General features: G+C 63.4%; 11 protein-coding genes and 1 pseudogene. 6 read left to right on the top strand and 6 right to left on the bottom strand.

Annotated features, from left to right (window positions below):
* Positions 1-104: 104 nt before the first annotated feature.
* The 3 genes from BLS52_RS09070 (at position 105) to BLS52_RS09060 (ending at position 3,831) form a co-directional block, all read left to right on the top strand.
* A complete protein-coding gene (locus BLS52_RS09070; protein WP_090586086.1) occupies positions 105-1,187 on the top strand; it encodes an NAD(P)-dependent alcohol dehydrogenase in 1,083 nt (360 codons plus the stop codon).
* Positions 1,184-2,074, top strand: coding sequence for a universal stress protein (locus BLS52_RS09065; RefSeq protein WP_090586084.1), 891 nt, complete (start codon positions 1,184-1,186; stop codon positions 2,072-2,074). The genes BLS52_RS09070 and BLS52_RS09065 overlap by 4 nt, the downstream gene beginning before the upstream one ends.
* Before the next feature lie 122 nt (positions 2,075-2,196).
* Positions 2,197-3,831 carry a GAF domain-containing sensor histidine kinase gene (locus BLS52_RS09060; RefSeq protein ID WP_090586083.1) on the top strand — a complete coding sequence of 545 codons (1,635 nt, stop codon included), beginning with the start codon at positions 2,197-2,199 and terminating at the stop codon, positions 3,829-3,831.
* Here BLS52_RS09060 and BLS52_RS09055 read toward each other — a convergent pair.
* From BLS52_RS09055 to BLS52_RS09045, 3 genes are all read right to left on the bottom strand, one after another.
* Positions 3,828-4,484: a response regulator gene (locus BLS52_RS09055; protein ID WP_090586081.1), complete on the bottom strand. Its 657-nt coding sequence runs from the start codon at positions 4,482-4,484 to the stop codon at positions 3,828-3,830. The two genes, BLS52_RS09060 and BLS52_RS09055, sit on opposite strands and share 4 nt — an antisense overlap.
* A gap of 198 nt (positions 4,485-4,682) precedes the next feature.
* Complete coding sequence (locus BLS52_RS09050; protein ID WP_090586078.1) at positions 4,683-5,405, bottom strand: VIT1/CCC1 transporter family protein; 723 nt, start codon at positions 5,403-5,405, stop codon at positions 4,683-4,685.
* A 113-nt stretch (positions 5,406-5,518) separates the two neighbouring features.
* Complete coding sequence (locus tag BLS52_RS09045; RefSeq protein ID WP_090586076.1) at positions 5,519-6,970, bottom strand: MGDG synthase family glycosyltransferase; 1,452 nt, start codon at positions 6,968-6,970, stop codon at positions 5,519-5,521.
* 363 nt (positions 6,971-7,333) lie between these two features.
* On the opposite strand from BLS52_RS09045, the gene BLS52_RS09040 reads away from it, so the two are divergent.
* A complete protein-coding gene (locus tag BLS52_RS09040; RefSeq protein WP_090586178.1) occupies positions 7,334-8,416 on the top strand; it encodes a TerC family protein in 1,083 nt (360 codons plus the stop codon).
* Between the two features lie 152 nt (positions 8,417-8,568).
* Here BLS52_RS09040 and BLS52_RS09030 read toward each other — a convergent pair.
* Positions 8,569-9,446 (bottom strand): annotated as a pseudogene (locus BLS52_RS09030) (rhodanese-like domain-containing protein); the annotation flags it as partial.
* A 7-nt stretch (positions 9,447-9,453) separates the two neighbouring features.
* Positions 9,454-10,320 carry a DUF72 domain-containing protein gene (locus BLS52_RS09025; RefSeq protein ID WP_090586074.1) on the bottom strand — a complete coding sequence of 289 codons (867 nt, stop codon included), beginning with the start codon at positions 10,318-10,320 and terminating at the stop codon, positions 9,454-9,456.
* A 205-nt stretch (positions 10,321-10,525) separates the two neighbouring features.
* Here BLS52_RS09025 and BLS52_RS09020 point away from each other — a divergent pair, with 205 nt between their 5' ends.
* A complete protein-coding gene (locus tag BLS52_RS09020; protein WP_090586073.1) occupies positions 10,526-11,095 on the top strand; it encodes a hypothetical protein in 570 nt (189 codons plus the stop codon).
* Between the two features lie 202 nt (positions 11,096-11,297).
* Positions 11,298-12,587 (top strand): adenylosuccinate synthase, encoded by a 1,290-nt coding sequence (locus BLS52_RS09015; protein WP_090586070.1) that lies wholly within the window; start codon positions 11,298-11,300, stop codon positions 12,585-12,587.
* A gap of 95 nt (positions 12,588-12,682) precedes the next feature.
* Here the strand turns inward: BLS52_RS09015 and BLS52_RS09010 are convergent, their stop codons facing one another.
* Positions 12,683-13,420 (bottom strand): SurA N-terminal domain-containing protein, encoded by a 738-nt coding sequence (locus BLS52_RS09010; RefSeq protein WP_090586068.1) that lies wholly within the window; start codon positions 13,418-13,420, stop codon positions 12,683-12,685.
* Between the last annotated feature and the right edge of the window lie 57 nt (positions 13,421-13,477).

Here is a 13,477-nt window from a genome sequence, read left to right as displayed (position 1 = left end):
AAAGGCCCTGACCAGCCACCCATGATTCTGTGATGGTGGAGAGGTGGACGACTGACGGAACAACAGGTGCGCGCCGCCGTGATCGCGCTGAGGAAGAAACTGATATGAAAGCTCTCCAGTACCGGACCATCGGCTCAGTTCCGGAGCTCGTCGAGATTCCAAGGCCCGTCGCAGGGCCTGGGCAGGTGCTGCTGCGTGTGACGGCCGCAGGAGTCTGCCATTCCGATGAGTTCATCATGGGTCTTCCTGAAGACCAATATGTGTACGGACTGCCGCTGACCCTCGGGCACGAAGGCGCCGGCACTGTTGCTGCCCTGGGAGAGGGCGTGACGGGAATGAGCGTAGGGGATTCCGTCCTGGTGTACGGGCCGTGGGGTTGCGGGCGGTGTTATCCCTGTTCACGCGGTGAGGAGAACTACTGCGAAACCGCCGCAGCCCAGGGGATCCGCCCGCCAGGGCTCGGCGCCCCTGGTGCCATGGCGGAATACCTCCTGGTCGATGATGCCCGCCACCTCATTCCATTGACTGATCTTGATCCTGTGACGAGTGTCCCGCTCACAGATGCCGGTCTGACTCCTTACCATGCGATCAAGAAGAGCCTCCCGGTTCTGATTCCGGGATCAGTCGCTGTGGTCATCGGAGCCGGTGGGCTCGGACATGTTGCTGTGCAGATCCTCCGCGCGATTACGCCTAGCCTCGTGATCGCCGTCGACATATCCGAAGACAAGGTCGAACTGGCCCTGGCTGTCGGAGCCCATCATGGGATCGTCTCCACTGGGAACGCCGATGAAATGACCGCCGTCGACCAGGAGGTTCGCGCCCTCTCCGGCGGGCGGGGCGCTACTGCCGTTTTCGATTTCGTGGGACTGCAGTCCACAACGGACCTTGCAGCACGTCTCGTCGCTGTCGGCGGGCAGATCACAATCGTAGGTGTCGGTCCGGGAACAGTGAATGTGGGCCTCTTCTCCACGCCGTGGGAATCATCAGCAAGGGCCACATACTGGGGCTCGCGCCCAGAACTGGTAGAGGTTCTGGAGCTGGCCCGCTCGGGCAGGATCAGTGTCGAGGTTGAACGCTTCACGCTCGACGAAGCGCCTCGTGCCTATGAGCGGCTTCGTGCCGGCACCATCAGGGGGCGCGCCGTCATCGTCCCGAACGCGGAGCAACAGGAGAATGATGCGCCATGACCACGGTGCTGTCTGATCTGACACCAGCGGGGCAGCATCTCGCTCCACCGGAGGGGCCGATGCTCGTCGCGGTGCGTGAATCTGTGGCGGATCGTTCCGCCGTGGATTGGGCTGCCAGGAGGGCGGAGTCGCGGGCGGTCCCGCTGACACTCCTCCATGCTGTTCCGGACCCTTCACTGATGCCTCCCGGAACCGCCTATGAGGAAGTGGTCAGCGCTGGTCGGGAGCTTCTGAACCGCGAAGCTGCGCGGGTTACCCTCGAGCATCCCGGTCTCCGGTTGGCCACTTACCTTTATTGCGGTGACGTCGTCGAGGCTCTGCTAGGACTATCCGCCGCTGCCCCCATGATCGTTGTCGGCGCGGATCGAAGGGACCTTCGCACCGGCGAGTTCAAGGATTCCGTGGCGCTGCAGGTAGCGCTGAATTCAAGCGCGCCCGTGGTCGTTGTGCCACCCGCTTACACCTATGGGCCGGCAAACCAGGACAAAGGGGGAGCGGTGGTGGGCATCGATGGATCAGGCATGTCCCAGGTCGCCCTGATCAGAGGGGCAGAAGAAGCTCATTCGGCAGCTTTGCACCTTACCGTGGTGGTCGCTTCCGGCCCGCTGACCGAGCGGATGGAGGTCACTGCGTCGACGATGTTGCAGGATGTGCGGGTTCGCTACCCGCACATGCGGGTGAGTTGGATTGTGGACGACGCCCACTCACCGGTCCAGCTGCTCAACGCCTATGGGCGTGGCTCGGATCTGGTGGTGATCGGTCGCCATGGGACCGGCGCGCGATCGGGAATGTCCCTCGGGCGGGTGACTCGAACATTATTGTTGGACCCTCCGTGTCCAACGCTGATCGTTACTCGCCGCCAGCCTGGACTGCCGGACGGGTCTTGATGCCTGCTATGGCTGAACAGGAACGCTTCTGAACGTTAGGCTTGTCGAACCGTGAATTTTCGGACTCTCACGTCGGCAGGAGGCAGCGCGACGTGGTTACGGATCCTGAGGGGAAGCCAATAATGGCAACAGCAGAGCAGCCCCTGACACTGGCCGGCGTGGAAAATCTTCTGAGTGCTTTCGCTGGGATTGCTGAGGATCTCGGTCTGGAAGCGGTCCTGGAACGGGTCATTGCGGCAGCTTGCCAACTCGTGGACGCCAGGTTCGGTGCGCTGGGGGTCATAGGGGCCGACCGCATGCTGAGTCATTTCATCACCGTCGGGCTCGAGAACGAGGAAATCCGCCGGATCGGCCCGCTGCCGACGGGACATGGGGTCCTGGGACTCCTGATCGATGAACCACGCCCGCTACGCCTCTCGGATCTTCGCGAACACCCTCTCGCGTACGGTTTTCCGGCCCATCATCCGCAGATGATGTCCTTTCTGGGGGTGCCGATCCGTATACATGACAGGGTGTTCGGCAACCTCTACCTGACGGAGAAGAACGGGGGAGAGGACTTCTCGGACACGGATGAACAACTCGTTATCGCGCTGGCATCCGCAGCAGGAGTTGCGATCGAGAACTCGCGTCTCTTTGATGAAGCAAACCGGAGGACCCGGTGGTTGGAAGGCGGACTGAACGCAGCGAGGGAACTGCTCGGCCAGCACGACGGCGCCTCCGATGACCTCGAACTCCTTGCCGCCCATGCACTCGGCGCTTCCCAGAGCATGCTGGCGGTGGTTCTGCGGGACTTCGGCCAACGTCGAGGGCTTATCTGTGAAGCAGCGGACGGTATCGAGGTGGATACGCTCCTCGGGCGGCAGATTCACGATGAATCCATACTGGAAAATCTCCCAGCTGCTCTCTCACCAGTGCTGCTGAGCGGTGACGAGGTCGTGGAGGTGCTTCCCGGAGTCTCGAGGGGCACAGTTGGATCTGCGTTGTGCAGCAAACTTCCAGGGGAAGGTGACACGCGTTTCCTTCTCGTTGCCCGCGCGCCGGCTGCAACGCCCTTCTCCGACGTCGATCACGAGATGATGCGGGCCTTCGCATCCCACGTGTCTCTGGCCTTGGAACTGCTGCGCGTACACCGTCAGCGGGAACAGGAAGCGGTGTTCGGAGACCGTGACCGGATCGCCCGTGATCTGCATGACCTGGTCATCCAGCGGTTGTTCGCAGCCGGACTGAGCATCCAGAGTCTGCGCAAACACACGTCACACCCTGAAGCCTTGGAACGAATTTCCGCAGTGACCGCAGAATTGGATGCGACCATCAGGGAGTTGCGCGACACCATCTACTCACTTCGATCGGTCCCGCAGAACACACCGACCTTCACTTCCTCCATCTTCTCGATGGTGGCCGAGGCTTTTGATGGTTCTGACCTCGAGCCTATTCTCCAGCTGTCCGGTCCACTGGATTCGGTCGACGGGGAGCGGGCGGACCACGTGCGGGCAGTTCTTTTTGAGGCGCTGTCCAACGCACTTCGGCATGCCGGAGCTCACGCCATCACGGTCACGCTACGCGTAGTCAGGAAGCGTCTGGAGCTCAAAGTCGCTGATGACGGCCGCGGGTTCGAGCAGTCCGGCCGCAGCAGCGGCCTGGCAAACATGAAGCGCCGGGCCGAACTGTGTGCCGGCACAGTCGCCATCACCAGTGATCTCGGTGAAGGCACCGAAATTTGCCTTAGTATCCCCTTGGCAAGCTGGCAGGACAGTTAGCTCGGCCGCGAGATGTACACCGCTGCCTGGGTGCGGCGTTGGAAGCCCAGCTTCGACAGCAGGGATGAAACGTAGTTCTTTACCGTCTTCTCGGCCAGGAACAGTTGACTACCGATCTCCCTGTTGGTCAACCCTTCCCCAATGAGGGCTAGCACCTTCTTTTCCTGGCTCGTCAGGCCTGCCAGGCGCGGGTCCTCGACGGCGGTCTCGCCAAGCCCGGTGATGATCCGTTCCCTCACCCCTGCCTCGAACAGTGATTCGCCGGAAGCTGCGCGGCGCACCCGGTCTATCAGGTCGGACCCCAGAATCTCCTTCAGGATGTAACCGGCGGCGCCTGCAAGGACCGCACCACGCAATGCCTGGTCATCGTCGTAACTCGTGAGGATGACACAGGACAGCGACGGATCAACAGAGCGCACATCCCGGCACACCTCAATCCCTGTGCCGTCCGGCAGCCTCGCGTCAAGAATAGAAACGTCCGGCGAGAGCGCCGGAATCCTGCGGGCTGCTTCTACGGCAGATCCCGATTCTCCGATCACTATGAAACCCTCGCCCTCCAGCAGTTCCCGCAGGCCACGCCGAACCAACTCGTGGTCATCGAGAAGGAACAACGTGATCTGCTGGGACTGATCGCCGTCCGCGGTGCTATCCATCTCTTCCTCCTGATTCTGCGGGATTTACGGCCCGAACTGCTCGAGCTCAGCAGCTATCAGAACCATCATCACCGTCATGGGCCGCCTGCGGCAGGGTCCAACGGCCCATAAGTTTTGTCCGGGGCCATCTGGCGTGCCGGCAGAGTCGGCTTTGCATCAGGCGCTGTCGGCAGCGTTTCAGTGCCGGCTGGCGTGACGTCAGGCGATTCCGGTGGTGCCCAGCAGCAGGCCAACGCCGTAGGTGAAGGCCATGGCAAGAGCTCCACCGATAACCAGCCGCAGGGTCGCTTTCCGCTTGGAGCTGCCGCCGATATTCGCGCTGACCGACCCCGTGATGGCCAAAGCGATCACCACGGCCACGAACGTCAGCGGAATCCGAACCTCTGCCGGCGGAAGAACGATCGCCAGCAGAGGCAGCACCGCACCGACGGAGAACGCGATCGCGGAAGCAAGCGCTGCGTGCCAGGCGCTGGCCACTTCTCCTTCGTCGATTTTCAGTTCAGCTTCCAGATGCGCGCCTAGAGCATTATGGTCGGTGAGTTCGCGGGCAACGGTCCGCGCAGTCTCTGCCGAGAGCCCTTTAGCCTGGTAGATACCGGCCAGCTCTTCAAGCTCGACGTCGGGATCGTCCCGAAGTTCCCGACGTTCCTTTTCGATCAAGGCGCGCTGGCTGTCACTCTGGCTGCTGACTGAGACATACTCGCCCAGCGCCATGGAAACTGCACCCCCTACGACTGCCGCAGCACCGGCCACCAAAATGGGCGTCACGTCGTTGGTCACGCCGGCAACACCAACCACGGTTGCAGCGACGGAGACAATGCCATCATTTGCACCCAGGACCCCGGCCCGTAGCCAGTTCAGTCGTGCGGCACTACTCTCGTCGTGCGGCTCATTTGGGTGCTGCTTCGGCAACTCAGACATGGGGTAAGTAAAACACAAGCAGGTCGGCCGTACCACGCGCAGGATTACAAAAATGGCGGCCCCCGGATCCTCCGAGGACTGCGCGGAGCCCGAACCGCTGAAGCCCCCGCCGGTCACGCGGGAGGTGCGCCGAGCCCCTCGGCCCGGACAGGGAGCGCTTCGTCGCCCCGGAGTATGGCGCGGAGCAACCGCCGAGCCTCCCAGTGGAGCGACACGGGCGCTCTTCCGCGCCGGAGCACCAGTCCCCCGTTCGAGGCTGCGTACCGCTTCTGGAGATCCCCCAACTCCTCGGCTTGTAGCAGCGCTACCGTGCTGTCCTCAATCGAATCGATCAGCCGGACCAGAGAGGATGGCCCCGTCAGGTCGGCCGCAACGACGCGCTGCTCGCTCGCGGCAAGTATTGTCCTTTGCGCAGCGCGCGTCACGACCAGCGGGCGTGTCGGCCCGTCCAGCAGACCGGTTAACACGTCGGACGCGGCGTCAGGGCGGCCGGTTCCCCGCGCGGCCGCCTGCATACGCTCCAGGCGACCCGGCTCGCGCAGCACTTCGTCGATCTTCCAACCGATCGTCGAGCTGCTGTTGCAGCGCACAGCCGCCCCCTGCTCCAGCAGGTAGTCGCCGTTGCGGACCTCCTGCCCGGGGATGGGGTTCACCAGCACCATAGGCAGCCCTGCGGCCATGCACTCCGATGCCGACAGCCCGCCCGGCTTACCCACAAACAGGTCCGCGCGGCGCATTAGCTGCGGCATCTCCGACGTGAAACCGAGCACGCGGTAGCGGTCGCCTGCGGGCGCGACCAGGCGCTCGATGCGCTGCCGCAGCGCATCATTGCGTCCGCACACGACCGTGGCCGTGAACGGTGATTGCATATGCATCGTCTGACGCACCACCGAAACCGCATAATCACCGCCGGTCGCGCCTGCCGAAATCAGAAGCATCGGCGGCTCGCCGGCATCGCGCAGCGGCGCGGGATTGAACTGTTGGGCGATTGGGATTCCTGTGGCAGCGACGCGGTCAAGGGGAAGGCCGTGCGCCAGTAGCTCCATTCTCCCCTCCTCCCTGGCGACGAAGAGCGCGTGGAATGCGCCCGGAAGCCACAGCCCCTGAAAGTCGTAATCCGTTGTCACGACAGCGGTCCTCGCGTCAGTAACGCCGCGAAGGAGCAACGATGCCAACAGTTGGGCAGGCAGGAAGTGCGTGCACACGATAGCGGTCGGCCGGAATTGCCTGATCGCGTCGATGACCGGAACGGCGTTCGCCCGCGTCCAGGGGTCGATTGGGCCGCGGCGCCGGAACGGTGGGTCGCTGGCGTCGTAAGCCCAGTCGACCAGCCAGGGCAAGTCCTTGGCCAGCACAAAGTAACCCTTTGCCAGCAATGCGCGGTAAAGCACGCTACTCACCTTGAGCACGTCCAGTACCTGTACCTCGGCGATGTCAGAGCGTGCGCCGCACGCCTGCTGCACCGCGGCCGCGGCACTGTTGTGCCCCGATCCCACCCCTGCGGAGAGGATCAGTAGGCGCTCCCCTCCAGCGGTATCGGTGTCTCGTGCCGGCGTCCTCGCCATGACGGACGGCTAGCGGGTCGGAACAGCCTGAGGGTGAAGGCTTGGCCGGGCTGGCCAGGCCAGAAGGTCAGATTTCCAGTTGCTGTCCATCCAGCAATATAAACATGCAGGCACCTGCCTGGACATTGGGCATCCATTGGTCTCCTGCGAGCTGCGTGAACTTTCGGCCTGTTCCTGGTGGAGAAGATTGCACGGGGACGGTCGCAAGTAGGTTAGAATTCTCGTATCAAGGGGAGTACTCCCGTCTGTGATCGGCCCGTCATTACGGATGCACTGAAGCATCTCGGGCCGACGGTTCCGGTGTTGTCCGGGGCGGAGGAGACCTTGGCGTATCTGTTCAACGCCTACCCCTTGGAGTACCTCATGCAGGTCACACCCCTGATCTGGTTGATCACCATTGCCGTGACGATCCTCTTCTTCGTCTACGAGTTCTTCGCGCACGTGCGCAAACCCCATGAGCCTTCCATCGGCGAATCTGCCCGCTGGTCCGCGTTCTACATCGGACTCGCTCTGCTGTTCGGCGTCGGGATCGGCATGGTGTCGGGATGGAGGTTCGGCGGAGAGTATTTCGCCGGGTCTCTCACCGAGAAGGCACTGTCGATCGACAACCTGTTCGTCTTCCTCATCGTGATGGCCGGATTCGCCGTACCCAAGAAGTACCAGCAGAAGGTACTGATGATCGGGATCATCATCGCCCTGATCCTGCGCGGCGGCTTCATCGCCATCGGAGCGGCCCTGATCGAAAACTTCTCCTGGGTCTTCTACATCTTCGGTGCACTGCTCCTCGTTCTGGCCTACCGCCAGGCGTTCAGCAGCCACGAGTCCAACCCGGCTGACGGCAGGTTCATGACCCTTGTGCGCCGGGTCCTGCCCGTCACTGACGAGTACCACGAGGACAAACTCACCGTGATGCAGGGCGGGAAGCGTTTCGTCACGCCGATGCTGCTCACCATCATCGCTATCGGTTTCGTGGACCTCATTTTCGCCGTCGATTCCATCCCTGCGATCTACGGCCTGACCAACGAGGCCTACATCGTGTTCACCGCCAACGCGTTCGCGTTGATGGGTCTGCGTCAGTTGTTCTTCCTCATCGGAGGACTGCTCGAGCGTCTGGTCTATCTCGCGCAGGGACTGGCCGTCATCCTCGGCTTCATCGGCGTGAAACTGGTCTTCCACGCCATGCACGTCAACGAACTCCGTTTCATCAACGGCGGGGAACCGATGCTGTGGGCGCCCGAGATACCCATCTGGTTCTCGCTGCTCTTCATCGCCGCCACCATCGTCGTAGCGACCATCGCGAGCCTGCTGAAGACCCGCGGCGACGCACAGAAGGACGACCGCGAACTCGCCGGCGGCGAACCGGTGATCGCCGCCGGCTCGCAGGACGGTGACGAGGAGTCCCGAGTAGACGAGCAAACCAAGTCCACTGCAGACCAATCCAGGTAGCCCACCCTGCGAATTGCTGTGGCGGGTTATCCCTCGATGGCGCTGAGGACCCGCTTCAGCCGTTCGTCGGCATCGTTGGCAACGTCCCGGATGGCATCTGAATCGCTGACCTGGACCATGGTTTGGGGGTCGATGGTCTCAATGAGTGGCTGTTACCCGTTCATGGGCAGGCCGGCCTTTTCGGCGTCGTCGAAAAGGCCGTCGATGTGGACGACGTCCTTGCCGCCGCGCTGAAGCAGACTCGCAGCGACGGACGCCCGGTAGCCGGATCCGCAATGGACCCAGAGCCTCGGATCGCGTTTTCGACGTCGTCGCGTTCGCCGACCAGGGTGAGCTGCCGGTCCCAGGGCAGCACCCAGCCGAGGAAGGTGGTGAAGCTGGAGCCGTCACTGTATTCGAAGCTGGCGCTGCCGTGGAGGTGATCCCGCGCGAAGGCGATCCTGTTCCGCAGATCGACCACCCATTCACCGTGCGCGAGCCTGGCGGTGAGCTCTTCAGCATCCAGGGGTTGAGGAACGTCAAGGTGCGCCGGTCCGGGGCCTGCGGTGTTCGCCGGTCCCATGTGCGCGTAGTAGGACGGGTAGGCGCTGAGGTTGTCGATCAGTTCCTGGACGAAATGGTCCTCGTCCTGGTCCGTGAGGGCATGGTTGCTCCGGATCTGTTCACCGACGGTCGAGGAGTCAGCCCCGCTGGCCGGTCCCGCGGAACAGAAGGATCCGAAACCGTGGGTGGGGTAAAGGCCGGCGTCCGGCGTGGCTTCCTCCACCAGGCGGCGCACCGATGCCTACTGGGCGTGGGTCAGCGGGACCGTGTCATCGTCGCTGACGAGGTCGGTCCTGCCCACGGACCCGTACAGCAGACTCCCACCGGAGAAAACAGCCTGCCGGCTCTCCTGTGTGACCACGTAGGAGAGGCGGTGGTGGGTGTGCCCGGGGGTTGCGACCGCCCGCAGGGTCATCTTCCCGATCTGCACGGCCTGCCCGTCGGAGACCGGCGTGCGGTCAAAGTCCACGCGATTTCCTCCCTGAATTCCGCTGTCAGTGCTCCCCACGGTAGTCGTGGCTCAACCGTTCCGCGAGACCCATCGCGTTGAACGGGGCGTGGACCTTCACGTCATTGTCGAAATACGCGTAGACGTTCCGGCCGCGCCCGTCCGGGCACGTCTCACCGGTCAGCCAGCCCCGGCACAGGGCCGCCCAGTCATCCAGCTCCGCATCCGTATAGCCGCTGGTATAGAGCTCGGTGCTGCCATGCAGGCGGACGTAGACGACGTCGCCCGTCACCTCGCGGAACTGCGGCCACTTCTCTGCCGAATCCGCAACCACCAGCCCCACGTTGTGGCGCCGGAGAACCTCGCGGCATTCTTCGCTGCCGAAACTTTCGTGGCGCGGTTCGAGTACATGGTGGATCGGGCGGTCGGCATCGGTGGTGACCCAGTCCCGGTCCTTGAGCCGCTCATCGTGGCCGCGGGCGAGGGAGGCGGCTGCCGTCGTCGTTCGCGGCAACTGCGAGAAAAACGCGTCCACGAGGTCTGGATCGAACCGGCGGGTTGCGGGCAGCTGCCACAGGACCGGACCCAGTTTGTCGCCGAGCGCAAGGACCCCGGAGGCGAAGAAGTTGGCCAGCGCCGTTTCGGCGTTCCGCAGGCCGAGCATGTGCGTGATGTAGCGCGGACCCTTGACGGAGAACCGGAAGTCCTCCGGCACGGTGTCACGCCAGCGGACAAAGCTGTCCCGGTGCTGCAGCGAATAGAATGTCCCGTTGATCTCGATGGTGGCGAGCTGCGAGGCAGCGTACTCGAGCTCCAACCGCTGCGGAAGGCCGGGAGGATAGAAGGACTTCCGCCACGGCGCGTACCGCCACCCCGAGATGCCGATACGGGCGCGGGGCTGGAAATCCGACATGGCCGAACGGTACCGCGCGGCGTGCTCCGGGCACCAGCCTCCCTGCCTAGTTGGCGCAGGCAATCTTCCTTGTTGACGGTGACCGCTCGGGCGTAAAATTCAGTTCTCAGTTCACTGTTGGGAGACAACAGGGAAGGAGCCTGAAACACGCGTTCCTCTACTCCACCGCGACCGGCGTCGCCCCCCCCAAGAGAAGCTGAAGATCATGGATTCCGCCCTACCCCGTGTTTCCCTGCGTACCACCTATTCACCTCCGCGCATCGCACTGATGGCGGTGGGCGTCACTGCCGCCTGGATCCTGTCTGTCAGCCTCGGCGCGGTTCTGCGCGTCGACCCGGGAGTCGCGAAAATTTCCCTCATAGTGCACACCATCTCGCTGGTGGCAGCCTTCGGCGCCGTTCTCCTGGTGGACTGGGTGGGCTTTCTCTGGTTGATCTCCAGACGCAAACTCGTTGAGACCAGCCGGATTGAATCCGCCGCCATGCCGATCATCTGGGGTGGACTGGCGGGACTGCTGGTCACCGGTGCCCTCATCAATCCGGTGATGGAAAACCCGCTGACCATCATCAAGATGTGCGCAGTCCTGGTACTCATGCTCAACGGCATCCTGCTGATCCCGTGCATGCGCCGGCTGAACTCCATGCCGGCGGGAACAAGATTCAGTGACGTTCCGCCGGGTATGCGGGTGCACCTGCTCATCTGCCTGGCCATCTCCCAGACCTGCTGGTGGACAGCGATGGTGGTGGGATTCATCAACAGCACCGATCTCTTCTAGCTGTCCGCGGTACCTGCTGCCCCGTGGTGGCGGGAGGCGTTCTGTGAACAGCCTTCCCCGGCCGGTGACTCCTGTCCGCTAAACTTGGGTGGTAAGAGCCCCGGACTCCTTACAGGTCTTGGGGCGTTCTCATGCACGGCGGCACACATTTCGCGCGGCACGCGGCGCGCACTTCTGCCGCCAAACAATGGGGGAGGATCCCATGCCAGCAATTGTGATTGTCGGAGCCCAGTGGGGCGATGAAGGCAAAGGCAAGGCCACTGACCTGCTCGGCGGTCGCGTGGACTACGTCGTGAAGCCGAACGGCGGCAACAACGCCGGGCACACCGTCGTCGTGGGTGGTGAGAAGTACGAGCTGAAGCTCCTTCCCGCCGGAATTCTCAGTCCCAACGCCGTCCCGATCATCGGCAACGGCTGCGTCATCAACCTGGAGGCGCTGTTCCAGGAGATCGACGGGCTCGAGGCACGCGGCGCGGACACGTCCAAGCTGCGGGTGTCAGCGAACGCGCACCTCGTGGCGCCGTACCACCAGGTCCTCGACAAGGTCACCGAGCGCTTCCTCGGCAAGCGTGCCATCGGAACCACCGGCCGCGGCATTGGCCCCGCCTATATGGACAAGGTGGCACGCCTGGGTATCCGCGTGCAGGACGTCTTTGATGAGTCGATCCTCCGCCAGAAGGTTGAGGGCTCGCTGAAGCAGAAGAACGAGCTGCTGGTCAAGGTCTACAACCGGCGCAACGTGGAGGTCAACGAGATCGTGGAGTACTTCCTGTCCTTCGCCGACCGCCTCCGCCCGCTGGTCATCGACTCGACCTACGTACTCAATGAAGCGCTCGACGCCGGCAAGGTGGTCCTCATGGAGGGCGGCCAGGCCACCTTCCTCGACGTGGACCACGGCACCTACCCCTTCGTGACGTCGTCGAATCCCACGGCCGGCGGAGCATCCGTCGGATCCGGAATCGGGCCCACGCGCATCAACCGCGCCGTGGGCATCATCAAGGCCTACACCACGCGCGTCGGCGCCGGCCCGTTCCCCACCGAACTGTTCGACGAGATGGGCGTCTACCTGCAGAAGACCGGCGGCGAGTTCGGCGTCAACACCGGGCGGCCGCGCCGCTGCGGCTGGTATGACGCCGTGCTGGCCCGCCACGCAGCCCGCGTCAACGGGTTCACCGACTACTTCGTGACCAAGCTGGACGTGCTGACCGGGATCGAGCAGATTCCCGTGTGCGTGGCCTACGACGTCGACGGCGTCCGGCACGATGAAATGCCCATGACGCAGACCGAGTTTCACCACGCCAGGCCGATCTTCGAGTACTTCGACGGCTGGACCGAGGACATCACCGGTGCACGCACCATCGAGGACCTGCCGGAAAACGCGCAGACCTACGTGCGGGCGCTCGAGAAAATGTCCGGTACCCGGTTCTCGGCCATCGGCGTGGGTCCGGACCGCGACCAGACGATCGTGATCAACGACCTCATCGGCGGTTAGCCGCCGGCGTAGCAGAATGGCCAGGTTCCCGATGGAACCTGGCCATTTCTGCGATAGCCGCCCGGTCGACGCCGGGGGTTACTCGATCTTGGGTGCTACTCGAGGTTGCTGACCACGTCGCCGCTCTCGCGAAGCTCCGTGACCAGTGCGAGGGCCGCCTCCGACTTCTTCTGGTCCTTGGCCTGCTGCTCAAGCTGCGGCTTGAGCTCCTCATACGGCGGAACCTCCCCGCCGCCCTGCGCGGCCCCGGAAGCCTTGGCCTCCTCATAGGCAGCCTTCAGTTCCTCTTCTGTCGGCGCGGCGTCCCCGACCTCCTCGGCGAGCAGCGCGTCCAGCCGGACCTGCTGCTCGATCTGCTCGGTGGCGTCTTCCTTCGAAATGCCCTGCTCCTCAAGGGCAGCGAAGAGCTCATCCTCGGACGCAAACTGGTTGGTCTTCATCAGCTCATCCGTCGTGGCGGCGATCGCTTCCTCGCTGGCCTCGATCCCGCGGTTGTCAGCCTCCTGGATCAGCAGCTTGTTGCCGATGATGTTGTCGAGCGTCTGCGTCTTCAGCTGCTCCTGGTCGACTTCCTGCCCGGTCACCTGGGACTGCATCGCCATCTGCTGGAAGGAACCCTCATACGCCGTGGTGAACTCTTCCTTGGTGATGTCCAGCCCGTTGACCGTTGCGACGACGTCGGGAATCCCCTCGAGATCGGGCGTTGGGGCTTCCGCCGGTGCGCTGGCGGCGCTCTCGCTCGGCGCTGGTTCCGCCTCGGTGTTCCCTGCACAGCCCGTCGCGAAGGCGAGTGAACCCGCTACGACGGCGCTGATGAACCACTTCTTCTTCACAGACACTCCTACTGTTGATTACCGACCTGAGACTCTAGCAGCGCCTGATGGACGGAG

It is taken from the genome of Arthrobacter subterraneus (assembly GCF_900099735.1).
GTDB classification, from domain to species: Bacteria; Actinomycetota; Actinomycetes; order Actinomycetales; family Micrococcaceae; genus Arthrobacter_D; species Arthrobacter_D subterraneus.
The sequence above is the reverse complement of the archived record's forward strand: the minus strand, read 5'-3'. Positions and strand labels throughout refer to the sequence as shown.